The organism is Bacillus timonensis, from assembly GCF_000285535.1.
Lineage (GTDB): Bacteria > Bacillota > Bacilli > Bacillales > Bacillaceae_L > Ferdinandcohnia > Ferdinandcohnia timonensis.
The window spans coordinates 6,047-29,600 of sequence record NZ_HE610986.1; the positions used below are offsets into that span (position 1 = coordinate 6,047).

The 23,554-nt window shown below is 32.2% G+C and carries 23 protein-coding genes; 10 read left to right on the forward strand and 13 right to left on the reverse strand.

Going from position 1 to position 23,554, the window contains the following annotated elements:
• From BTHG_RS27045 to BTHG_RS08485, 6 genes are all read right to left on the reverse strand, one after another.
• Positions 1–301: hypothetical protein (locus BTHG_RS27045; protein WP_010676330.1), on the reverse strand; the 301-nt coding region annotated here is incomplete at its 3' end.
• A 224-nt stretch (positions 302–525) separates the two neighbouring features.
• The gene (locus BTHG_RS08465) at positions 526–1,629 is read right to left on the reverse strand and encodes a site-specific integrase (RefSeq protein WP_010676331.1); all 1,104 of its coding nucleotides are present in this window, start codon (positions 1,627–1,629) and stop codon (positions 526–528) included.
• A 29-nt stretch (positions 1,630–1,658) separates the two neighbouring features.
• Positions 1,659–1,841: a helix-turn-helix domain-containing protein gene (locus BTHG_RS08470; protein WP_010676332.1), complete on the reverse strand. Its 183-nt coding sequence runs from the start codon at positions 1,839–1,841 to the stop codon at positions 1,659–1,661.
• Positions 1,842–1,857: 16 nt separating this feature from the next.
• Entirely contained in the window at positions 1,858–2,046 is a 189-nt protein-coding gene (locus BTHG_RS08475; RefSeq protein WP_010676333.1) for a helix-turn-helix domain-containing protein, read from the reverse strand.
• A 1,339-nt stretch (positions 2,047–3,385) separates the two neighbouring features.
• Entirely contained in the window at positions 3,386–4,492 is a 1,107-nt protein-coding gene (locus BTHG_RS08480) for a hypothetical protein (protein ID WP_010676334.1), read from the reverse strand.
• Between the two features lie 96 nt (positions 4,493–4,588).
• On the reverse strand, positions 4,589–5,173 hold the full coding sequence (locus BTHG_RS08485; protein ID WP_010676335.1) for a recombinase family protein: 585 nt from the start codon (positions 5,171–5,173) through the stop codon (positions 4,589–4,591).
• A gap of 530 nt (positions 5,174–5,703) precedes the next feature.
• On the opposite strand from BTHG_RS08485, the gene BTHG_RS08490 reads away from it, so the two are divergent.
• The gene (locus BTHG_RS08490) at positions 5,704–5,898 is read left to right on the forward strand and encodes a hypothetical protein (protein WP_010676336.1); all 195 of its coding nucleotides are present in this window, start codon (positions 5,704–5,706) and stop codon (positions 5,896–5,898) included.
• A 64-nt stretch (positions 5,899–5,962) separates the two neighbouring features.
• Here BTHG_RS08490 and BTHG_RS25735 read toward each other — a convergent pair whose 3' ends face one another.
• From BTHG_RS25735 to hsdR, 4 genes are all read right to left on the reverse strand, one after another.
• Positions 5,963–7,384, reverse strand: a complete 1,422-nt coding sequence (locus tag BTHG_RS25735; protein ID WP_052307765.1) for a restriction endonuclease subunit S — start codon at positions 7,382–7,384, stop codon at positions 5,963–5,965.
• Positions 7,381–8,832: a type I restriction-modification system subunit M gene (locus BTHG_RS08500; RefSeq protein WP_010676338.1), complete on the reverse strand. Its 1,452-nt coding sequence runs from the start codon at positions 8,830–8,832 to the stop codon at positions 7,381–7,383. The genes BTHG_RS25735 and BTHG_RS08500 overlap by 4 nt, the downstream gene beginning before the upstream one ends.
• Entirely contained in the window at positions 8,832–9,416 is a 585-nt protein-coding gene (locus BTHG_RS26485; protein ID WP_087947071.1) for a type I restriction-modification enzyme R subunit C-terminal domain-containing protein, read from the reverse strand. Before BTHG_RS26485 ends, BTHG_RS08500 begins: the two co-directional genes overlap by 1 nt.
• Positions 9,417–9,481: 65 nt before the next feature.
• Positions 9,482–11,272: an EcoAI/FtnUII family type I restriction enzme subunit R gene (gene hsdR / locus BTHG_RS24535; RefSeq protein ID WP_052307766.1), complete on the reverse strand. Its 1,791-nt coding sequence runs from the start codon at positions 11,270–11,272 to the stop codon at positions 9,482–9,484.
• Between the two features lie 457 nt (positions 11,273–11,729).
• On the opposite strand from hsdR, the gene BTHG_RS08515 reads away from it, so the two are divergent.
• On the forward strand, positions 11,730–12,113 hold the full coding sequence (locus BTHG_RS08515) for a hypothetical protein (RefSeq protein WP_010676339.1): 384 nt from the start codon (positions 11,730–11,732) through the stop codon (positions 12,111–12,113).
• Between the two features lie 198 nt (positions 12,114–12,311).
• Here the strand turns inward: BTHG_RS08515 and BTHG_RS08525 are convergent, their stop codons facing one another.
• From BTHG_RS08525 to BTHG_RS08540, 3 genes are all read right to left on the reverse strand, one after another.
• Positions 12,312–12,725: a DUF5348 domain-containing protein gene (locus tag BTHG_RS08525; protein ID WP_010676340.1), complete on the reverse strand. Its 414-nt coding sequence runs from the start codon at positions 12,723–12,725 to the stop codon at positions 12,312–12,314.
• A gap of 411 nt (positions 12,726–13,136) precedes the next feature.
• Entirely contained in the window at positions 13,137–13,874 is a 738-nt protein-coding gene (locus BTHG_RS08530; RefSeq protein WP_010676341.1) for a hypothetical protein, read from the reverse strand.
• A gap of 1,251 nt (positions 13,875–15,125) precedes the next feature.
• Positions 15,126–15,653 (reverse strand): hypothetical protein, encoded by a 528-nt coding sequence (locus BTHG_RS08540; protein WP_010676342.1) that lies wholly within the window; start codon positions 15,651–15,653, stop codon positions 15,126–15,128.
• Between the two features lie 909 nt (positions 15,654–16,562).
• Here BTHG_RS08540 and BTHG_RS08560 point away from each other — a divergent pair.
• The 8 genes from BTHG_RS08560 (at position 16,563) to BTHG_RS24540 (ending at position 23,551) form a co-directional block, all read left to right on the forward strand.
• Positions 16,563–17,000, forward strand: coding sequence for a hypothetical protein (locus tag BTHG_RS08560; protein WP_010676343.1), 438 nt, complete (start codon positions 16,563–16,565; stop codon positions 16,998–17,000).
• Positions 17,001–17,208: 208 nt separating this feature from the next.
• On the forward strand, positions 17,209–18,213 hold the full coding sequence (locus BTHG_RS08565) for a nucleotidyltransferase domain-containing protein (protein ID WP_010676344.1): 1,005 nt from the start codon (positions 17,209–17,211) through the stop codon (positions 18,211–18,213).
• 10 nt (positions 18,214–18,223) lie between these two features.
• Positions 18,224–19,123 (forward strand): S-4TM family putative pore-forming effector, encoded by a 900-nt coding sequence (locus tag BTHG_RS08570; protein ID WP_010676345.1) that lies wholly within the window; start codon positions 18,224–18,226, stop codon positions 19,121–19,123.
• 24 nt (positions 19,124–19,147) lie between these two features.
• A complete protein-coding gene (locus tag BTHG_RS08575) occupies positions 19,148–19,663 on the forward strand; it encodes a hypothetical protein (RefSeq protein ID WP_010676346.1) in 516 nt (171 codons plus the stop codon).
• A gap of 329 nt (positions 19,664–19,992) precedes the next feature.
• Positions 19,993–20,313: a hypothetical protein gene (locus BTHG_RS08580; protein ID WP_010676347.1), complete on the forward strand. Its 321-nt coding sequence runs from the start codon at positions 19,993–19,995 to the stop codon at positions 20,311–20,313.
• Positions 20,314–20,610: 297 nt separating this feature from the next.
• On the forward strand, positions 20,611–21,771 hold the full coding sequence (locus tag BTHG_RS08585) for a hypothetical protein (RefSeq protein ID WP_232284443.1): 1,161 nt from the start codon (positions 20,611–20,613) through the stop codon (positions 21,769–21,771).
• A 33-nt stretch (positions 21,772–21,804) separates the two neighbouring features.
• Positions 21,805–22,986, forward strand: coding sequence for a helix-turn-helix domain-containing protein (locus BTHG_RS08590; protein ID WP_148361185.1), 1,182 nt, complete (start codon positions 21,805–21,807; stop codon positions 22,984–22,986).
• A gap of 46 nt (positions 22,987–23,032) precedes the next feature.
• Positions 23,033–23,551: a helix-turn-helix domain-containing protein gene (locus BTHG_RS24540; RefSeq protein ID WP_042341649.1), complete on the forward strand. Its 519-nt coding sequence runs from the start codon at positions 23,033–23,035 to the stop codon at positions 23,549–23,551.
• Positions 23,552–23,554 lie beyond the last annotated feature (3 nt).

Consider the following 23,554-nt stretch of genomic DNA (forward strand, 5'->3'; position numbering starts at 1 on the left):
GGCCTCTAACCGATGATATACTTCCATCTCTATTTCTTCTTAAATGTCCCTGCACATATGTACTACCTCTACCGAACCCTCCAGGAATAACAGAATCAAATCCTGATTTTAAATTTTCTTTACGTTTTTCATAATCGTCTAAAAGTGCTTTAAATTCATTTAAAAGCCCATTTCTTTCCAATACATCTCTATATTGATTTACGAGTTTTATTTGGTAAGTTGTTGCACGTGTATTGTACATTTCGGTGTAATTTTTTATTTCGGTAAGTTTTTCAATTATCCCTTCATCCCTACTAATCATTTAACAATCTCTCCCCTTTGTTAAAACAGATGTTATTAAAACTAATTACATTCACTTCTACTGTAACTAACCTGCTCCGTTTCGACTATAATTTTTGTGAAAAGACTTCCTCTTTATGTAATTTTAAAATAATGTGATAAATATTTTATTGGAGTGTCTATCGTAGAATTAAACATTAAAATTCTATTAAAAAAAGAACAAGTCACATAGTGTCTTGTTCTAAATTAACTAAATATATTGTTTAAAGATATAACTGCTGTTTCTTGCATTGTTGGTAAAAGGTGAGAATAAGTGTCCAATGTCATTCGAGTATCGGCATGTCCAAGTCGCTCAGCAATTACCTTTACATTCACATCTTTAGCAAGTAAAAGAGTTGCATGTGTGTGTCTTAGGTCATGGAACCGAATATCTTTAACATTGGCTAACTTTTTTAAACGAATGAAGCTTCTTCTTAGATTGGAAGGATTTAAAGGTGTACCGTGAACAGTACATGCAACTAAATTATTATCAATGTAGGAGGTGCCAGCTACTTTTCTCTCATTTTCAATAAATTCCTTTTGCTTTACTAATTCCTCGAGTAAACTGTCAGGTAAATGTATTGTTCGTCGACCTGCTTTAGTTTTTGGAGCTTTTAAAAAACCTTTTCCATCAATTTTTAAAGTCTGATGTACAGTTAAAGTTTTATTATTAAAGCTGATATCTTTCCAGCGTAACCCTAGAATCTCACCACGTCGCATACCAGTTGTTAATGCTAAAAGATAAACTATATAATATCTATTTTCTTTAGCGGTATTTAAGAAGGAATGCATCTCTTGTTCATTCCACACATCAATTTCTGACACCTTCGTCATTTTAGGTAAAGATATCTTTTCTGCTGGGTTCTTAGCAATTAAATCAAAATCAACTGCATAAGAAAATGATTTTTTAATCAAATCATAAATAAGTTTAATTGTTCTTGGAGAATAATCATCATTAAGTTTGTTAATAAGATTTTGAATGCTTACTTTCTTAAATTCTGCTAATACCATATTTCCTAGCTCTGGAATAAGAACTTTATTTACATATAATTCCTCAGTTTTAAAGGTTTGTTCAGAAATTCTATATTGCCTCGTTTTAAACCAATCAGATAATAAGTCCTTATACAACATTTTAGAAGGCTCAACATATTCCCCTTTGTAATAAGAATTCATGATGTCTGCAAGAGCTTTTTTTGCCTCTTTTTGGGACTTGAAACCACCTTTTCTTACTTGATTCCTTTCCCCATTTGCTTTTTTACCTAAATCAACTCTAAACGACCACGTTTTACCTCTTTTTACGATTTTTGCCACTTCAATCACTCTCTCCCTTAAGATTGTTTTTAGTTCTGTCCTTGTAACCAATTTTCAAAGACTTTCTTGTAAATTAGTATTCTTCTACCAGCTCGCACTGTATGAAACACTCCTGAATTCACAAGATTGTATGCTTGTTCTTTCCCAATTCCCAAGTACCCCTTAACATCCTCTACTTTTAATACATCTGGATATTCTTTTAAGCTCCTCATTTATTTTCCCCTCCATTTAAGCTAGCTCTTTTCCTTCAAGCCAATGTATGAATCTTTTTTTGGAATAGTATCTACTTTGGTTAATTCTAATGTTTTCAAATGATTTTGATTTAACAAGTTCGTATGCTTGTCTTTGACCAATTCTAAGAATTTCTTTGATATCTTTAACTTGAAGTGTTTCTGGATACTCAATGATTGATTTCAACTTAATGACCTCCACACGTTTAAAAATTGTTTCGGGAGTCCCTTACACAGTTAACTGAGTTAAATTTCCTTTGCGCATTTTTATCCTAGCAATTTAAAAAAGGTGAAAGTAAAAAAATCAAAAAAACTTTTTCAGAAATTAAAAGTTTTTATTTTCTGAATATTAAATAAATGTAAACTATTGGTTATTTATGGTGGTTTGATTGGTTCTTTAGAGTGGTTGAAGGAAGAGATATTTAGTAATGAATAAAGGGAATAAAATATTGTTAAAGGGTATAGAAACCGAATTTAACTACACTATATTCTGATGCTTAATTTGAATTATTTTAGCACGGTATAAAATTTAATGTATAAAATTCTATAGAAAGTTGAAGTGGTTCCAGGAGAGACAGCGGTACCTCACTCATAATGTTTGATATTAAAATCATTTAATGTTCATTTTATTTTATTGTTTAAAAAGGATTCTAAAAAAATTATTTTATTGGTTACTTATGCCTTTATGGCCGATTGGATAGGTTTTGACACATGAATATGAGTTTTAATTATTATCGCAATTTAAGTTTTTTTTATAAGAAAACAGTCGAAGGAAAATTACTTAAATGAAGGCTTTAAGATTATCAAAAAGAGTCCATTTTTGAAAGTTGGAAAGCTTGCATGAAATATCTACTTATTTCAAAAGAACTTATTGAATTTTGAGGTATTATAAATCAAAATTGATATCTTTTATCAATTTAAGAAACATACCAGAATCTTCGTTAATGAAAGAACCTAGGCGTAAGGCCCTTTAGGGTTTTGCGCCATTACAAAAAAAATCATTATTTAATGACTCAAAAATAACTTGGTACGAAAAAAAACAGTCTCTTAGTTTCAGGCGGTAGCCCGCCCTTTCTCGCAGGCGAGAAATTCCTTGCTCCAGAACCTTCTCTTCCAGAGAAGAACCTGGTTATTTTTTTATTAAATGAATCACTCAAATAAAAACAAGTTTTTCTAAACAAAACCTATGAATAAATTTAGTTTTTTTTAGATGTAATTAAAGAAAAGAAAGGTCGTATAAATGAGACACTTTTAAAAATACTACAGAAGAAAGTATCCGCTAGCCTTAACCTTTTTTATCTTAAAAAATTGTTGTTCCACTATTTCCTGGTATGAATAAAGGAAATACACACGTTGATATAATTGCATTTTTTGTGGTCTTTTTTATAAAAAGTGTCTCCTTTTTGTTCCAATATTTTCAACAGTTTCAATTTAGAAATATTTATATTTCCCTTTATAACTTTAAAAAAGTGTCTCTTTTTTGTTCCGATATTTTCGGAAAACAAAACGAGACACTTTGTTTAATCTTATATTTTTTTTAATAATCGGTATATGTGACCTCTAGATACACCGATTGCTTTTGCTAGTTCAGTTTTTTTAGCATTGGGATTATTCTTAAGTAATTGTTTTAATAGGTTAAGATTATTTTCAACTTTTTCTTCTACCTTGTTGTTCACTTTGTAATTGACTTTATTTTTAACCTGATTTTTCTTCTTAATATTTTGGTTAAACTCAGCCATGACAAAAGAATAATATTCAAAATCAACTTTTTCACTGTTAACACTAATCATAATATCTGGTCTTATTTTGATTGTAAATACACCATTTGAATGACTATACATCAAAAATCCCGCATTACTCAATTCCTTCAGATAACAAACAATTGTTTCAATGTCTCTTCCCAATACTTTGGATAATTCTTCTTCAGTAAAATGTTCAATTTCTTTAATAGTTTCTTCAATCCAGTTTCTAAAAAAGCTTTTTTCACCATCTAATCTAACATCTTCACTTGGATTTAAACATAAATATCCGCTTTGGAAATGGAAATACGGTAAAAGTATGTATAGCATACCTAAATGTCTTAATTTTACACCATCGAGTAATTCTTTTGTTTTTTCTTTAAAAATTTTCACAAAATGTCTTCCATCCTTAATTTCTGTTCCCATCGTATGATATTTCTTGTTTATGTAATATGTATATGGTTTTGTTGCCTTATCTACTACTAGAAACTTAACTTCATCCGAACTTAAAATACGTATGTAATTTTGTGCCTGTGACTTCTTTACAGCGAAAATATTATGTAGTTCTAATCTTTTTATTGGTCTACCATTTGTATCGAGTCTTCCATTAGAATTCATATTCATGTAGAGTGTCGCTTTTAATGCAGCACCAGCAGTTTCAAGATTTAATTTTTTTGTAAGTTCAAGTATCTCGTTATTATAACTAGCAATCCATCTTTTTTGGTGAAAATATTTTTGCATTTCATTCTGTTTTTTTATATTTTCAACAATCTGTTTGAACGCTTGTTTTCTTCTTTCTCTTTCTACCGCTTTTATTATTGAATCTCCTGGTTCTAATACATCCAACACCTGTCCCGTACTATTTGAAATAAATAATTTTTCTTTTTTACCCACCAAAAACCCTCCCCTATAAAATAAATGTAATTTGATGGATTAACATAGTTATTTTTACAACACTTCCACGTTCTTTTGAAGAAAATGTGTAATAATTTAGGCTTTATTACTTTCATCTTCTTTTCTCTCATTCAAATATTTATATAGAGTTGGCTTTTTTACACCTGTCATTTCGGTAATTTCTGCAATTGTATATTTTTGAGTATCATAAAGCTCAATTGCATTTTTAACCTTTGATGGATTTATTCTTTTTCGTCCACCAAGTTTTCCACGAGAACGTGCGGATGCTAATCCTGCCAGAGTTCTCTCCGAAATAATATCTGCCTCTAATTGTGCGATTGCAGCTATCATTGTGAAATAGAATTTCCCCATTGCTGTACTTGTATCTATTTTATCTTTAATAGAAATAAGATTTACTTCTTTATCCTCAAAGAACTGCGAAAGTTCCAACAAATGCTTTGTACTTCTTGAAATACGGTCCAATTTCCAAACAACTACGGTATCACCTGCTCGAACCAATTCTTTTAGTTTTTCTAATTGTGGCCTTGTTGTGTTTTTCCCTGAAGCTTTTTCAGTAAAAATATCTTCCTTTTTACAGCCTTCTTTTAATAATGCATCTACTTGCATATCTAAATTTTGTTCAAGTGTAGAAACACGAGAATACCCAAAAGTTTTATTCATAATCGTAACTCCAATCCGTCTAAAAAATGTTGCTTTTACGTACGTAGATTTCTAAATGGGTTTATAAACTCCTTCATTAAAATAACACCTTTTTAAATCAATAAATTAAAAATCACAATTTTTTTTGAGGAGTTAGTTCTTTTAACGGTCGTTATTTATCCAATGCAAAATTAAAAGTCAGTTTCTCATAGAATTTTCAAGAGTGAATATATGGTAATGGATGACAATAAGAATTAAGCAAGGCTGGGAACCAACTTTATTCCGTTTCGGGAGAATAATAACTAATTGAAAATTGGGGTATGTGATTGTATAAATTGATGACTTTAATACTATCGAACCGAATTTTCTTGTAAACGGTTAAAAAATGTATTTCAGTATCAACTTTGATTCAAAAAATAAAATTTTCTCCTGATTAAAATCTCAATTTTGTAGGCGTTGGAATGTAAAAAATAGGATTTTGGCTATTTGTTAAAACTGATTCAATCCATTATCCTATTTTCAAAATCAATTGAAGAAGGAGAGGTTGCGAAATGAGTGATACAAAGCTCCATTGCGGAAACTGTCATATACCTGTGGATTTTCATGATGAGGTATATTTAGATGAATTGAATACAATTACACATAAAAAATGTGGACCAGGGTTGTTTGGTGTTAAAGATACTGGAACTTTTCATGAGATAATATCGAAGTATTATTTATTTAAGGAATCTTTACCTTTAAGCTAACTTTTTATCAAAAAAAAAAGAAGTTCCTCTCTACTTTTAGGATAGGAACTTCTTTTGCACTTAGTTATTCAATTATACCTTTTATTAAATCTAAACCTGTACCTTCTTCTGGTATTTGTTCAACCAATTCACCACGAAATGCTTTTAGTGATAAACTATTTCGAAGTTTCTCTAAATAAATCTCTGCTTTTTCAATGTGCTTTAAGGTTTCCACCTCTATTTCGAATTCTTTTTCTAATTGTTCTACAATTCGTTTTTGCTCATTTATTGGAGGCAGAGGAAAAGCATATTTTGTTAAATTATTTACAGATAAATTAGGTTGGGCCGAACCATTATCATGAATTTTTATCATCTTTTTACCAATATCGCTAATTAGATAAAAATACAAAAATTTTGAGAGTAGAAATTTGCTAGGTCTTATAATCACAAGAGATGAAGCTATTGCTCCTTTATCAACATTATCAACGATTGCCGTTTTTCCTAGTGTACCTCTAATACAGTACAAAACATCATTTTCCTCAATTTTCCCACTTCGTAACATACTATATTTTTCTTCCGTAACATAATTCAAATTTGATACATCTACTTTTCCATCAACTAAATGTCCTGCATTTATAAATGGAATCCCTTCTATAACCAAGTCACTTTTTGAAGGATAGTTTTTGCCTCTATCTCCATTTATAAAATTTGTAATATCACCTAGACTTACCCACTCCCAATTTTTTGGGAGTTGATAGGGTTTTTCTTCAATTGTTGAAATCTTCACCTTTTTCTTTTTACCTTTATTAAATTCTTTTTCAATTTCCATTAGGAATTCTGCTACTATTCCGTCACTTTCAATTTGGGAGACTAATTTACCTCTAAGTGCCTTTCGTAATAGTGATTCATGCTTCAACCTTATTAGCTCTTTTGCCTTGGACAATTTCTGTTTTACTTCAGCTATCATTTCATATGAATATTCAAGTTGCTTTATTATTCTTTTCTGTTCAGCCCTTGGGGGAATTGGGATAGGTAAAGATTCTAACAAATCTCTTCTTACCCCACTTTGTCCTGCCGAACGTTGGGAATCCTTAATAACAGGATTCTGAATAAATGATGCTTGAAGAAGGTGAAACAAAAAATCTTTTGTTAATACTCCCCCAATTGGCTCGGCCTTCATAAGAGCCACATTATAACTCCCACTTAATCCTCTTAAGATTTGAAAAACTGGAGGACCATATCTACCAATCATAATATCATCTTCTTTAAAGGGGCGATTCGCATACTCATTTGGAATGTACGTTAAAAAATTATCACTCTTAAAATCCCTAATTTGAACTAATCGAGTGTAATTTTCCCTTGGCTCATTTATAAATACCTTTTTGGGTGGCTGACTACCACCAGTTATTTGGATTACAGAACCCAATCTGGTCCATACCCATGAACTAGGAGTATTGTATAAATGCTCTTCTTCTGGGAGAGTAGTAATATTTTCTCTGTTAGTCACTTGTCTTCACCACTCTTTAAAACTGACGAAACAAGGATTAAAGACTCTTCTAAAAGAGTTTTAATTTCATCAACATAAACTTCAGGCTCTAGTAATTCTTCCTCATCAGCAACATGAGGATTATATTTACTAGCAGAAATGTTCATTTCATTTTCAATAATTTTTTCGACTGGAACAACCCAACTATGCTCCGTTTCTTTTCTAGTTTTAAACAATTCTTTTGCCGAGTCAAAGTGTTTTGCTGAAATTCCATTATTTTTAGTAAGTTTTCTGTTATCTATCAACGGAACATCATAAAACCAAATATCTTTTGTTTTTTCAGTTTTATCAAAGAACAGAATCGATGTTTTCACCCCAGAATAAGGCAGAAATACACCCGCAGGTAAACTAACTACACTGTGAAGGTTAAAACCCTCTATAAGCTCTTTTTTTACAGCTTGATAAACGTTGCCAGTTTGGAATAATACACCCTCTGGAACTACCACAGCAGCCTTTCCATCAAACTTAAGTGATTTCATTATATATTGTAAAAATAACATCTCTGTTGCTTGAGTTTGGTGCGGAAAGTTCTGTTGAATAATCTTTTGTTCCTTTCCACCAAAAGGTGGATTAGTTAAAATGACATCAAATTTTTCCGACTCATCTATTTGACGTATATTTTTACTTAATGTATTAGTTTTTTCTATTTGAGGATAATCAACGCCATGCAATAGCATATTCATCAATCCCAACAAATACGCTAAAGAGGTTTTTTCTTTTCCATAAAATGTTTCTTCAGATAAGATTTTTATTTGAGATGCTGTAGCAGCTTTTTCTTTCAAATATTCATATGCTTCGGACAAGAAGCCTGCTGAACCCGTAGCAGGGTCTAGTATTGTATCTCCGATTTTAGGCTCAACACACTCGACAATAAAGCGAACAACAGGACGTGGTGTATAGAATTCTCCACTATTACCGCCGTCATCACCCATTTTTTGAAGTAATGTTTCATAAAGAACCGAAAGAGTATGAATATCATCTGAACTATTAAATTTAATTAGGTCAATTTCCAATAAGACATCTTTCAAAAGGTACCCTGATTGAACGCGATTTGTTACTTCACTAAAAATTGATGAAATTACATCACGTCGGTCAGCAGTTTTTTCACCTTTCAATCCTGCAAGATAAGGAATTAAATCATCATTTACAAATTCAATTAAGTCGGAACCTGTCAATTTAGTATTTTTAGCCCATTTATCCCAGCGATATTCTTCATCAATAATGTGCTCATAGTCTTCAAAATTAACTTCAGCATTTAGAGCAGCTTCTTTTTCTCTGTCATCTAAAAATTTAAGAAAAAGAATCCATGAAAGTGCCTCGGTATAGTGCATAGAGCCAGAAATACCATCATCAGTACGAAGTATATCTGTACATTTTTTTATAAGATTTTCTAAACTATCACGTGTCATTAAGCTAACTCTCCCTCATAGATGTGCGATTGAACGTATTTAAATGCTTCCAACATTTTTTCTTTAGAACCAAATACCTCTTGAACATCAATCATTGAACTAATATTTAACTCTTGGAATTTATTAGTTTTAAATGTATCTGGTACTATCTTAAGAGGTCTGTATTCCTCCTGCTCGTAAATACTTAATATTGCTTCCAGAACTTCAAGTGCTTGCTCTCTGTACTGAGCAAAGAACTCTTTATGCTTTCTCTTGAATTCTTTAATTCGGTCAGATTTTGACTTGAACTGATAACCGAAAGCCAGGTTCATGATGATATCGAATAAATCAACATCATGCCTATCATGTTCAATGCAGAATAACTCTGCTAATGTATCAACTTGGATTCCCATTTCTTCAACTTTTTTGAAAATTTGATTGCGTGTTTTTGGGTTTTCCCAAGCTTCCTTGAAAGCATTAGCATCAGCATACATTGTTCTAATTTTGTTTGATTGATATTGAATGAATTCAGTTGGAGACAATGTTTCCCCATCATCATCCAATAGATTTAAGACTTCCATCGAAGACTTTACTTGGTCACGCATAAAGTCATCAGATAATCGATAACGAATACGTTTTGCTACATCATCATCGTCATCACCATTTATGCCTAAATCATCATCGTCATCATCTTTTTTCCCTTTTTCCCCTTATTTTCTTGGTCTTCGTCATCATCATCAATTTTTTCTGGTTCACCATCAAAATCAGGGTCATAAAAAAGGCTTGTTGATGTATTACCATATTCTAAAATTGTAAATCCAAGTTTTTCAGTCTGTGGGTTGTTTGTTTCATAAATGCGTGTTCCTCTTCCGATAACCTGTTTAAATTCCGTAATTGAACCGATTTGAGTGAAAATAACAATGTTTTTGATGTTTCTAATATCTACTCCTGTAGTTAACAGTTTTGATGTAGTAACAACAACAGGTAATGGATTTTCAAGTTCTTCGAATCGTTCCAAGTCCAAATAACGACCATTTGCGCTTTTATCGTTGCTAGTAATTCTTAAAGCGAATTCTGGTAGGTCGTCCAAACCTTTTTCTTCCGCTAGTGCTTTATAAGCCTCATTGACATACTTAGCCATATCAGCAGCATGGCGTTGGTCCACACAAAAAACGATTGTTTTGCCAAAAATATCAGTTTTATATAGGTGATTTACTAAGTGTTTTGCATAGAACCGTGTTCGTTCTGGAAAAGACAATTTACGTTCAAAATCCTTCATTTCAAAGTTCTTTTCTTTAATTTCATTACCATATTTATCAATAATGACACCTTGTGGTTGGAATCCAAATGTATCTATATCCGAACGCACCCGTTTTATAACATAAGGCGATAAATATCCGTCGTTTATCCCTTCTTTAAGGCTATATGTCATTACTGGCTCACCAAAGTAAGCATAAGTATCTACTGATTCATCCCTTTTAGGAGTAGCTGTAAGACCGACCTGAATGGCAGAGTCAAAATACTCAAGCAATCGGAACCAGTTCCCTTCCTCATTAGCTCCACCGCGGTGACATTCATCAATTACAATCAGGTCAAAAAAGTCTGGTGGAAATTCTTTAAATCTGTCTTGCCTTTTTCCAGTTGGATTTCCCTCTTCATCTTCAGTACCTACTAAGGTTTGGTAGATTCCAAAGTATATACTGCGGCCTTTCTTAAAGCTTTTTTCGGATGGTTTTAATCTCCAGCAAGCATCTTTTTCGAAGACCAAATCAAAATCTTTAAACGCTTGGTCAGCTAGAATATTTCGGTCAACTATGAAAAGCACCCGATTAACTACGCCACTTTCTTTCAACTTATAAATAGTTTGAACAGAGGTAAATGTCTTCCCTGTTCCAGTCGCCATATTAACAAGAACCTTTTTCTGACCTGCAACAACTGCTTCGATGATATTCGTTACAGCTTTTTCTTGATAGTAACGAGGACTTCTTTTTTGGCCAATTCCTGTTTCTTCGTAATAATCTTGAAGCAATGCTTTCAACCAATCTGTTCTCTCAACATGTAGTTCCTCTCGGTACATTGCCCATAATTCTTCTGGTGAATGAAATGCATCTACAGTTTTTTGATTATTGTTCTTCAAATCAATAAATTCTATTTCATGTCCATTTGTTGTATATGCAAAACGGAGACCAAGCTTTTTTGCATAATCCTTCACTTGTTTTAAACCCTCCAAATGGGATAGTTCTTCCTTTTTAGCCTCTACAACTGCCAATCTTACAGACGATTTATATCGTAACAAATAATCCGCATAACTCGGTGTACCACGAACACCCTTTTTCCCATCAAACGTGATACGACCATCAGTAACTTTATATTCTCTCTGTATTTGCGTTTCTTTCCATCCAGCAGCCTTCATCATGGGGTCAATTAACTTACTTCGTGTATCAGCTTCAGAATAACCCATAGCTCCTCACCCTTTAAGTGTTTTACAAATATATACTATTATTATTGTAGCAAATTATAGGTATTTTTACCCTACTTATATTACTATTGGTAGTGGAGTTGCATAATTTTAATTTATTTGCGCATATAAAAACAGTCTCTTATGATGAAAATCAAGAGAGACTGTTTTTCTTATTTTTATTCCTTATACGTTTTGTTATTTCTTCAATCTTTAATTACTTTTATCAGTTTGACCGCAGTTTCTTTTTTAGCCCTCTTAAATATTTTTGCTTCATCTTTTTTTGATAGTTTATCTTTTGCTTTTTTCTTTTTAACCCCAAACATAAATCCCCCACCTTTTTTATTCTTTCTTTTAACCTATTCAAATACTTTCATCCATATGACAAAATCTAGCAACTCCCGATTTAGTTTTGATATAATAATAGATATAATTCAAATCTTAGGTGGTGTTCTTCCTTTTGGAACATTTTAAAATAATAGAAAGTATAATTATGTTGGAAAAAAGTAACCCAGAAATTGGTTGTGTTAGCATAATTTTCGATGAAACTTCTCCAAAAGAAAATGAATATCGTAAGCTTTTTTACGGCTATCTCGATTTGATTGCTTCTTGGAGTGGACCAGAAATTAAAGGTAGCGATATTTATCCTTACCCTCATTACCAAGCCGATTTTTATTTTGTTAATAATAAATCTAATGGATTTGAATTTAATGTGGAATTAAGCCTGTCAAATGCTGAAAATAGTTACCCATTTCCTAATCATTTAATTAGTAATGAATTTACGGAATATCTAACAGACCATTTTAAGTATCCCCTTCTATTGAAATTAGAAAATTGCAAATAATGGATTGTGCGTATATCCCTCTCCCTTAAAAAAGTAAAAGAGTGGTTCCATCTCTACTGGAACCACTCTTTTTCACTCCTGTACTTTGGGCGGTAAGTGTAAAATCAGTATAATATAAACTTCAAAACAAAACAAATGATTACAAATGTTAAATCTGAAAAAATAAAAAACAGACTGAGAAATCTCAGTCCTAAAAGTTCACTGTCTTAATCTTACCGACATACCTTCAATTTTTTCATCTCGACCAAATGATACAATATAATAATCATGACCGTTATGTTCTACTCTAGAATATACCCATTCATCCCATTCATCATCCCATACATCAATAGGATGTCCACTTGTTAATTCTTTTCCTCCTACTTCGTATCGTTTATTTTGATTACTTGTCAATCTTCCTATTGCAATAACAGGTTTTTCTATCCAATTAAGCAATGTTTGAACAGCATCAAGCCTATCAACGATAGAACGAGAAATGTTATACATGTATTTTTCTTCAGCATCGTTACAGTTATATTCAAATTCATCAGACAAATAACCGTTACTATTTTCTAGATTTTTTATACTTCTTTTAATTTCATTAAACACCTGATAAGCAGTTTCCAATTTCATTTGAATCTCCCCTTTTCAAATTTTTACTATTCTATCACCGTTCTTAAAAAATCAAAGATTTTTCTGAAACATTTCGAAACTCACTTTCTGTCTATAGTTTTGTGAATAACTCGTTTTTTTAGAATATGTACAAATAGTAGAAACCCCTCCGATTCATACCGAAAGGCCTTAATAAACATCGCTTTTCGGCAATACTCGATAATATGTTGTCACAACCTTTTTCTAATTTTTTTAATATTCCTAAATCCATAAAAAAGAAAAAAGCAATTCCTTTCACTAAATATACCCCTAATGGAATAAGTGAAAAGGAATTGCCCTAATGTTACTATTGTCGTATTCTAATACGACTTTGTTTTCTACCAGTTGTAGTTTGGCTAGCTTAAGTGTCACTGCTTTTATAAAGACTCTACTTTATTTAGTTTCATCAAATACCTTAACTGTATCTTTTTTCGTATAAATATAAAAATCTTTATATTGCATTTTTCGCTTTTTCTTTGTCTTTTTATCTATTACTCGCAATTCATTTTTCTCGGCTTGTTTAACTATATATTCACGTAACATCTTCTTTTGTTTAACAACCCCAGCGTAATTCGGTAAACCATTCACCATAGCAAAAACTCCTTTCAGTGAATTAGTATTACGTCTTATTGCTGTATTGTGAAATATTGCTTTCAAGCCGAGATAGGTATCTTTTGATAATTTAACATGGGCTTTCCCATTATTCGATAATTGTATGTCAAAACCCGTCTCCAAACCGATTTTTAAAAATATCATCTTATGGCGTAGACGTATTTTTTTACCATTATGTAATTTAACTTCGTCTGGTTTTTCTCTAATATCATAAAATACATCAGTGTATTCAACGTCGCTAGGAACTGTACCGTGTGTGTGAAAAACGAAGGCAAATTGTTGCCACCTAATATAAATAAAGTTGGCAAGGCCATCTTTTTTTCTCCTAGCTCGTTGAAATTTACTTTTATCTGTCTTATATTTTTTTACAAATTTCTTGTCAATCCCCCCCCATTTTGATTCCTTGTGAACTGGAAGTTCTGTTAAATGCCAATAATAATAACCATTTCCAATTAAGTTGTTAGTAATGTATTGCAGCAATCCCCGCCAAGAGCTTGCTACAACTTGATTTTGCACCATAAAACCACCTCCTATATGGAGAAAAAAACAACTACAAAAGTACAAATCATTGTCCGCCAAGACAATTGAACCTGCCACAGTTCAATCCAAACTATTCTTACTGCATATCCTTTCGGTCTTCAGCCGTCTCATAACGCAGCACCACCTGTTCGAGACTATCTCAGCCACTGCCTTGCAGCTTCGATAAAAGCCTATCACCTCTTCTGCAATCTTCAGCACAAGCACCACACTTGCCTGGTCAGATTTCCCACATTAGTCATACACATCAAAAACAAGCTCAGGTCGTCTCGTCAACGCATCTGTCTAGGGACAGAATATGGAAGCTTCCCCTTACTTACTACATTAGTAGCTTTCGGTCGATTACGTTGAGTCAAAAACACTTCGGCATCCTCTTCTTGTTTTCTTACTCGGTTGGTTCCTACTAAACGCAGGATTCCTTTACTCTAGAGCAAGTTCTAGAGCCTTTACGGGTTGAGCTATTCGTGTATCCCATTTCTGAGACCAAGTTAATGCTTGGCAAGCCTGCAAAACAGACAGACTTTTCCTCCCCCGCCGAGCCAAACGTTGAGCCATTACTGGACATCCCCGCTGGGTGGATTTTCACCACTTTGTTTAATCTAGCAAACTAGAAAATATGACGGACAGGCAATCCCACATCGCTGGGTACCCATCATTTCAGTGTCGCCCATATCACCCTGAACCAATAGGTCCAGTGGGTAGAAGCGGTTTTACCCGCAGCCCCCGTTGTAGCTACACAGGCATGTCTCCATGCATGTAGCTTCAGGTATCCCCGGTTTATACGTTGGTAGCGTAGTCCCCCAAGAATAGCTCGGTCTGCTGAACTATGTTCAACATCCTCACCTGCACAAGAATAGTTTGTTTGGTAATGCAAATTTTTATAGTTACAGTTGGCGCTGCAACTTTGGCATATATAGTTCTACGAAATATGGTGGCTGCCATATCTCAAAAATTCTAAGGAATAAAAGAGACAGGCTTGGCGAGCCAGTCTCTTTTACCCTGCTTCGCAGCACGTCGCAAGCGACGTGAAATTCAAAAGCAAAGGTCAAAAACACTGGCTAAAGCCATATTCCATAATGGAGGTTGCGTTTTCCTTCGGAAACCGCGTCCCTCCCAGTTCTTAAAGATTGTAATGCATTTATAAAAAATTAGTAAAAGATTCTCAAAAAACATCTGAAAATTATCAAAGTAATTTAAAGACATACCTAAAGAAAGAAATGACCAAAAACTTGGTCATTTCTCTTTTAACATCATCAATCCATTTTTAACCTGAATTTTAGTCCACGGTAATTTACAATCAATTTCTATTCCCTGTTTTTCGGCTACTTTTGCATATGTTTGAACTTGAGCATCACTAGCCAATCCGAAATGAAATGATTTTGATTTTAACCTTTCAATTTGATGACAAAAAACCAAATAATCATCATCTGGAACCATTTCGTCGTCCGTCTCATATTTCATCGTAAGAAAGAACTTAAGTTGCGCTTTAGACGGCCGTTTTTGCCTCATTTTTTCAATTACATCTTCTAACACACCTCTGAACTCATTTGTAGTCATTTTTCTAGCAAAATCAGCCCAATTTTTTCGAAAAGAATAGTCATTTAATAATTCATGTCGTACAATCTCCACAATGTTGTCATCAAACTCACAAAAATCCTCAGCAAAATAGAAATTTGCTGCTTCCAATACATCAAATACCGTATTTTCTAACGAATGCCTAAAATCACCAATATAAAGTTCTGAGTTATCCTTGATTTTCACACCAACACCTCCTATGCATAATGTTTTTTAGATTATAACCCTCTTTTCTTTTTTTAAATAAAATTTATGAAGTTACTGTATACATCTGGGGCATAAAAAAAAGTGGCTATATTTCTTCTGGAACCACTTTAAACGTATATTATTTATCAAGAAAAACTAACTGACTACAGTATTTTCGAAGCAACAAATCTTTTTCTTCCTGATTACCATTGACTGAAAAATTCTTTAGAGTACTCCTTTCAGGCTTGTCTATTTCCTCTACTCTACAAGTAATTATTTATATTCTTTGAAGACTAGCAAAAGACTTTTTGATTTTTTCCATAATCTCACTACCCGTACATAACCCTTATTCTTCTTTTAACTTTGCAGTAATTCTGAATCCACAATCTACTAGGAACCAGGCTGCTTCATCCGTTCCTAAACCTCTATTTAATTCACTCATTCGCACTTCATCCCTCTCCTCAATGTTTGGGTCCACAAATAATAGAGGAAATCGCCATTTGTCGTATTTATCTGGGTTTTTTTCTCTAATTTTTTTAAGTTAATGTTTAATTCCATATTTCCTCCAGTATTTCAATTTGTTTTGCTTTTGATTTAGTTATTTTTGCTCTGTCTTCTGTTGTTTTATTTTCAAGATGCATTTTATTATCAATATTGATTTAATCGCTCGTCCTCTTTACACTATCATAACCTAAATTGGGTAATACTTAATAAATTGGGAGGGTGATTTAATGAACAAAATAATAAAATTAAAAAGCCAGGTTTGGCCTTTTTGTTGTTTGAAGTAAACTCTGTTTCAGATACTTTTATATTAGTTCACTAACATATGTGAGTAAATATACATAATTTTACTAGTGTTGTAGAATAGCAACATAAATGAATGAGAATCTAGAAAGAAGGGCTTAATAAATGTTTAAAGCACTAATTTTCGAAATTGAATTATTATTGGACGTGGTTTGCGTTGAAGAGTATTTAGATGATGAAATTCAATATGCAGATATAACTGTAACTTTTTTCGCTAATATTGATGGTAATCGCATGCAATTTAACGGGCGTTCTATTCCCTTTCAAATGAGAATAACTCTAGATACTTCAACTGATAATGTTATTATTGATGACTTATCTGACGAATCTAAGGTAATTTTAGAAATGGAAGAAAATGAATGGGTTATGGATTATCTTCATAATCTCGAGCCTTATAGTGATGAATATTATGTAATTCCTGCAATCACATTAGATGAAAAGCAAGTTTTTAGTGAACTAAAGTTTGCTATAGGTAAGGAAATTGAACCAATACTTAATAAAAGTGAATACAATGGATTTAGATTTATGTTTCTTGAAATTTAATACAGATTATCTGAGGGACACTAAAAAGTTAATAGTTTTAAATTACAATATAATATGGTAACATTTTACACGTGGGTGGTGATAACTGAGTACTCTAGTAAAACCACTTATCGTATGAAACAACTTTTAATCAAATATTAAACATTATCAATTGGACAGAAGTAATTATAAAATATACTTCTGTCTTTATTTTTGGGAGGGGAAAAAAATGGCTGTAAAAACTGTTAATGTAGGGTTTGACACTTTTGTAAGAGAGTTTGTTGATTTAGATAAGGATGAAACCACGAAAGCACGTTCCAGTAGAGAATGGTTATATGACCAATTAAAGGGTTTTCCAGTTAATGTTGAGGATTTCCCAAAACTATATAGTGGAAACGAAATTAAAGGATTTGGTTCATTTAGACGTAGAACTAAAATACGTCCTTTAGATGATATCGATTTTCTTCTTGTTTTTTCAGGTGATGGTACTACTTATACCGAATATTCCGTTGATGAGGTAGTATTAAATGTACCCGAATCAACAGAAAAACTTAGAAGTCTATGTAATGATGAAGGTAAACTAAATTCAATAAAAGTTATAGAAAAAATAAAAAAATCTCTATCTAATATTCCCCAATATCAAAAAGCAGAAATTCATAGAAGGCAAGAAGCAGTTACGTTGAAGATGACTTCATATGATTGGAATTTTGATATAGTACCAGCTTTTATTACTGCTGAAGATAATCAAGGAAGAAGCTACTATATAATTCCTAATGGTAATGGAAAATGGAAAAAAACTGACCCTAGAGTTGACAACGAAAGAGTAAAAAATACGAATCAGCGTTTTGATAGTAATGTCTTAGGATTTATCAGGTTAATAAAATACTGGAATTGTAATTCTAGTGTCCCAAAAATCTCTTCGTATTTAATGGAAAATATAGTTCTAGATTATTTTGATAGTAAATATACTTGGTTGGGCAGAAAAGAGGAAATAAGAGATTTTTTCTGGGATTTGAAATCATCAATTTATAATTCGCATTATGACCCAAAAGGAATTCAAGGTGATTTGAACAATTTAGATTTCGATACAAAATGGAAAATAAGTAATCTAGCAGGCAATTGTTATGATTATGCAAGTGAAGCAATAGAGTTTGAAAGTCAAGGTATGCATAAAGAAGCAGTTGAGGAATGGCGTAAAATATTTGGTGATGATTTTCCTGAATATGAGGATTAGGGGAGATTCAATGCTTGAAAGACAAAACATGGATAAAAATATACTTTTGTTAAAATCGATGAGGCACATATATAATGTGGCCAAGAAGTATTATGCAGCAAGAATGGTGGTAGCCATTCTTCTGCCTATAGCATCTATAGTATTTACATTGTTTAACCGATACGGTATTACAACAGACTTATCTTCTATTTTTTCGGTCCTAGGTTTCATTTGGCTACCAATTTTTTATTACCTTCAACAAAAAGAGCTGAACTATATTGAGAAAGGTGCGAAAATACAAGAAGAGTTTGATACTAATGTATTCAATCTTCCATGGAATAAAGCACTAGTAGGTAATAGAGTTACTCCTGAAGAAATACAGGAGGCTGCCAATAATTTTCATGAAGACGAAACGTACTTATACAATTGGTATGGCGGATTGAAATCCAAGCATTATTTTATAAATATCCTATTATCACAAAGAAGTAATTTGATGTGGGCAGTCTCTTTAAAACAGAATTTTTCATATTTTATTTTGATAGTATCATTGATTTACTTAGTCCTAACAGTATTTTTTGCAAGTATGTTAGATATGCCTTTACAAATCTACTTGTTAGTATTTTTATTTCCGTCAACATCAATTTTGTTGTATGCCGTTAGTACCTGGTGGGAACTGACTAAGCAAAGTATGAAAATTCGTGAACTTGGTGAAGAAGTAAGAGTTGATTGTGAAAAGTTTGCTTTAGGAGAACGTAATATTGATATGTACCTTTGTAGACAATATCAAGATGCGGTATTTGTTTATAATAGGAAAAATGCAGTACTTATTCCAAATAAGTTATATTGGATGAGAAGAAAAAAAGACGATAAGAAAATGATAGAAGTTAATCAGAAACTTAGTGAAGAGTCCAATACGATAGATGTATCGTAATCAAAATGGTCAGGGGAGTTATAGTTGGTAAGGGAACAAAAAGAGCAGAAACTCATTGAAAATTTTAAAATGACATTGTTAAAGCATGATTATATTGATACTAAGTTTAGGGTGAATTTTGGTAGGAATACAAAAGATTTTGCAGATGTTGAATTTGTAAGTAAGGAAGGAGAATATATTGTTCTAGAAGCAAAAACCCATCATACCAGAGATGCACACAATACATATCACAAGTTGTTTGGTGAGTTATTAAAAGAAACAGGGAAGAACACGCACATCCGTTCAAAATTTCAGGGTAAACTTTCTTATGGAATTTTAATTCCCGATGACGCCTGTGATATAGATTACGTTCCAAAAGATGATGGTATGACATTCTATCAAAAACAATTTAATAACATCCCTCAGGAAATATTTAAGAAGTTTGGTAATTTAGTAAATGCAAAGTATGTATTTGTATACTCCGAAAATAAACAAAAAATAAAAATATATACTTGGATGGGTTTTTATAATAATGAAAAACCTTTAAGAATTCTTAACTAAAATTCAATTTATATTAAGACATATGTGGTCACGCATTGGTCACAGAATAGAAAGAATTAAAAAAGAATAGGGGAAAAAATATTATTAAAAATAATGAATAAACCCTTGCTATAAAGCAATTTAAATTACTTAAAATGACTAGAGGAAAAAAGCAAAATTTGCCTGGCAGGCAAAGGGTCGTGGGTTCGATTCCCATCAACTCCATCAAAAGTCACTTCTAGTTCACCTAGGGTGGCTTTTTTCTTGTATTCGAAGAAGAACTTTTGTTTATATTTTCTTTCGGTAAATAAAATAACAATAGCTCAACTTATAAGGGGTTGGAGAACATTATGAAAGTAAAACTTCTAAGTATCCTAATAGCATTAGGGGCTATCATTGCAATTATTGGCTTCGCTACAAATGATGATGAAGCGGCAAAAGAACAAAAATCAGATCAAGTAGCTGAAACAGAACAGGCTGCTAAGGGAAATGCAGATGAAGAAGAACAAAAAGTGGCTGAAGAACAAAGACAAAAAGAAACAGCCGACCAACAGGAAGCAGAAGAGCTTGAACAGAATGAACATGTCAATCAAAAAACGGACGAACTGGCTCAAGCAATTGGCTTAGAGGCTGTACTTATTTCTAGGGTTGTTGACAGTTTATCACCATAAATACGCACCAATTTATATTGTACATAATTAAATATCATTATTGCTGATTTGGAGCCACACGGCTCTTTTTTATGTGAAATAACTTGTACATAATTATTCGCATTGATAATATAGAATTATAATATATCTGAATATTTTCACATGATTCTTTGTTGTACATATTTACTGGTTTAGGGGGGGAAAACAATTAATACTTCTAACAAAAATAATGTTGTAAATATCAATGTGGAAAAGAACTATGAGTTCATCACTATTCCTATATGGATTGATTGGGGGAAAACAAAGGACAATAAGATATTGAAAAAGCAAACAATGGCTATTGGACTTCGTGATAATAACACAGGATCTCATATTATCCATCCAATCAGTAGCTTTATTCTGAGTTGGAGATGGAGGGCAAGGGAATATAACACAAAAAGAAAAAATGCAACAAACATCGTTAAATTTCTAAACTATTTGTTGCAAGATAAAAAACATTCTATAAAAAGTCTTGCTGATCTTGACATAGCAATAGGTACTGCTTACCTTAACAGTCTAACTAACGATCATAGAAAGAGAGAAACAATTACTGATGCCGGAAGAACATTAACTTCATTTTATGTATGGTTGAGTCAAAATGATTGTTTACCCAATGTAGGAGATAATTATATTGAAAGTAAGAAGAAAAAGAACCCCTATAGTGGTCGTACATATTATGAGTCGCTTTTTAATCCGATATTACCTCAACGCACTAGGTCGAATCGCAAGCATTTATTGCCAGTTAAATATATTCCATTGTTAATAGAAATCAGTATATTATGTGCTCACCCTATAGTTCTAGGCCTTTATCTACAAATTTTCGGGGGATTACGAGCCGGAGAAGTCGTTAATTTAAAAAGAACCCAATTTAGAAAAAGACTTAATAGTGGGGATTTTTTATTGAACATAAAAGAACAACAATTTAGGACGGATATAAAAGATAGTTCTGGTTCTAACTATGTGAAAAAAATTAGAAAACAGCAAATCCTTCAAATTAAGGATTGGGGAAATATCGTGTTCAAAGACCATGTTGAGTTTTATAAAGACAAGGATATACATGGTACAGGAGCATTGTTTATTAATAGAGACGGAAAGCCTATGACAGGAAAAAGCTATAGTCAGTATTTTTATAAAGTTAAACAAAAGTTCATAAGATTTTTAATGGATTATGGAACTGTAGAAGATAAGGTTATAGCTGCAGATTTACGTCTTGCTGATTGGGGTACACATATCGGGCGTGGAACCTTTACAAACTTAATAGCAGAGGAAATTGAAAATCCCGCGGAGCTAATGTTTCTTCGCGGAGATAGTGATTTATTGTCTAGTCTTCCCTACTTAGCAAAAACAGAACGTGTTCGAAAGAAAGTTGAAGAAAGAGTAAATCATATGCATACGGATTATATTCCCCTTCTTATCAATCGACAAAATGAAATTGAATAGTAGGTAAACACATTGTCCGGGAATCAAAATCAAATGTTATCAATCAAGGAAACTGCTGAACTATTAGGTATGGGAGAAAGTACATTATCAAAAAAACTTCATTTATTTTCAGTAAATGGAATTGTGAAAGAAAATAAGAGGGTTTGGATTTCTTTATCTTCCTTACCAGAATTAAAAAATGCACTTAATTATAATGAGGAATTTGACAAAGGGACATTTTATTCTACTGCTGAAGTAACCCAAAAATTCAATGAAAAGGGTCTTAAAGTAAAAAGAAATGATGTTAGTAATTGGATTCAAAAAGGCAAAGTTAAGACCATTCAACATATGGGCTATCGATATATTCATGAAAATGATTTGGATCATTTTATCGAAAATACAATAAATGAACGAGCTATTCCAAAAGGATTTTGTACTCTTGAAGAAGCAGGAAATATTTTGGAAAGGCACCCTCAAACCATAAGACAATGGGCCATGGAAGGTGAAATCGAATACAAACATATAATAGTAGATAATTACTGGAGAACTATCGTCAATAAGGATTCACTTCAAAATGTAAAAATGAAAAAGCGTATAAATATGCTGAAAAATTTTGCACATGTTGATATTGAGGCAATATCCGAAAAAGTTGAAATAAAAAAGAACAACAAGCGGAATAAACAAGGTGACATAGCTTCTCTACCCTTAGGTCAATCACTTGAGGCAAAAGATGCGGCTAAACTTCTTGGAATTAAAAATAATAGTCTTTATGCATTTTTAAAAAAAGGTAAATTTCCTTCAGCATTTAAAATTAAAAACAAATGGTATATTCCTGAAGGAGATATTACCTCCTACAAAAACCGGAGAGATTCTAGTGGCAGTGATTCATCTCTTGATGGATACTTAACAATACCAGAAATAACAAAACGAAGTAATTTAAGTAAATCCTGGATTACAATACAAATAAATAAAGGAATATTTCCAAATGCGAAAAAGATAAATGGGAAGTGGTTTATTCCAGAAGAAGATTTTTTACACTACACTGAAGTGAAACAAAAAAAGAAGGAGTTACAAGAAAAGAAAAAGAATGAGCATATGAATAAGATACTGCTGAAAAAGAATGAGAAAGAAATACAGAAAAAAGAATTACCCCCCTTATCCTATAAAGGTACAACAATTGCCAGGTCATATATCGACATCAAAAGCAGCGAAAATCCTAAAATTAAGCCGATCTAAAGTTAGGACACTAATAAAAGAGGACCTCCTTCCAAATACTAAAAAAGTGAATGGTAAGTGGAATATTCCTGAAGAAAGTCTAAGCTATTATTTTGAACAAAGAAAAAATAAAGAAAAAGATTCTAAACAAATAAATTCTTCTGCCATAAAATCAAAAATACTTCAAGGTCATTTAACGATTTCTAAAGTGGCAAAAACCTTTAATTTAAGTCACTCTAATATTAGAACACTTATTAGAGAAGGTTTTCTTCCAGATGCGAAAAAAGTAAGTGGTCAGTGGAATATTCCTGAGGAAAGCCTTAGTTTTTTATACGAACATACAAAAAATGTTGAGAATGAGTCTAAACATAGTATTTCTATTTCCTCTTTAAGACTAAATACATTTCAAGACCATTTAACAACAAATGAGGTTGCAAAAAAACTAAATATTACCCCTGCAGGAGTTAAAGTTCTAATAAAAAATGGGAAATTAAGAGATGCAATAAAACACGGCAAAACATGGCTAATTCCTGAATCAAGTTTAACTGAATATAAAACTCAAAAAGAAAAAATAAAATTAGTATAACTA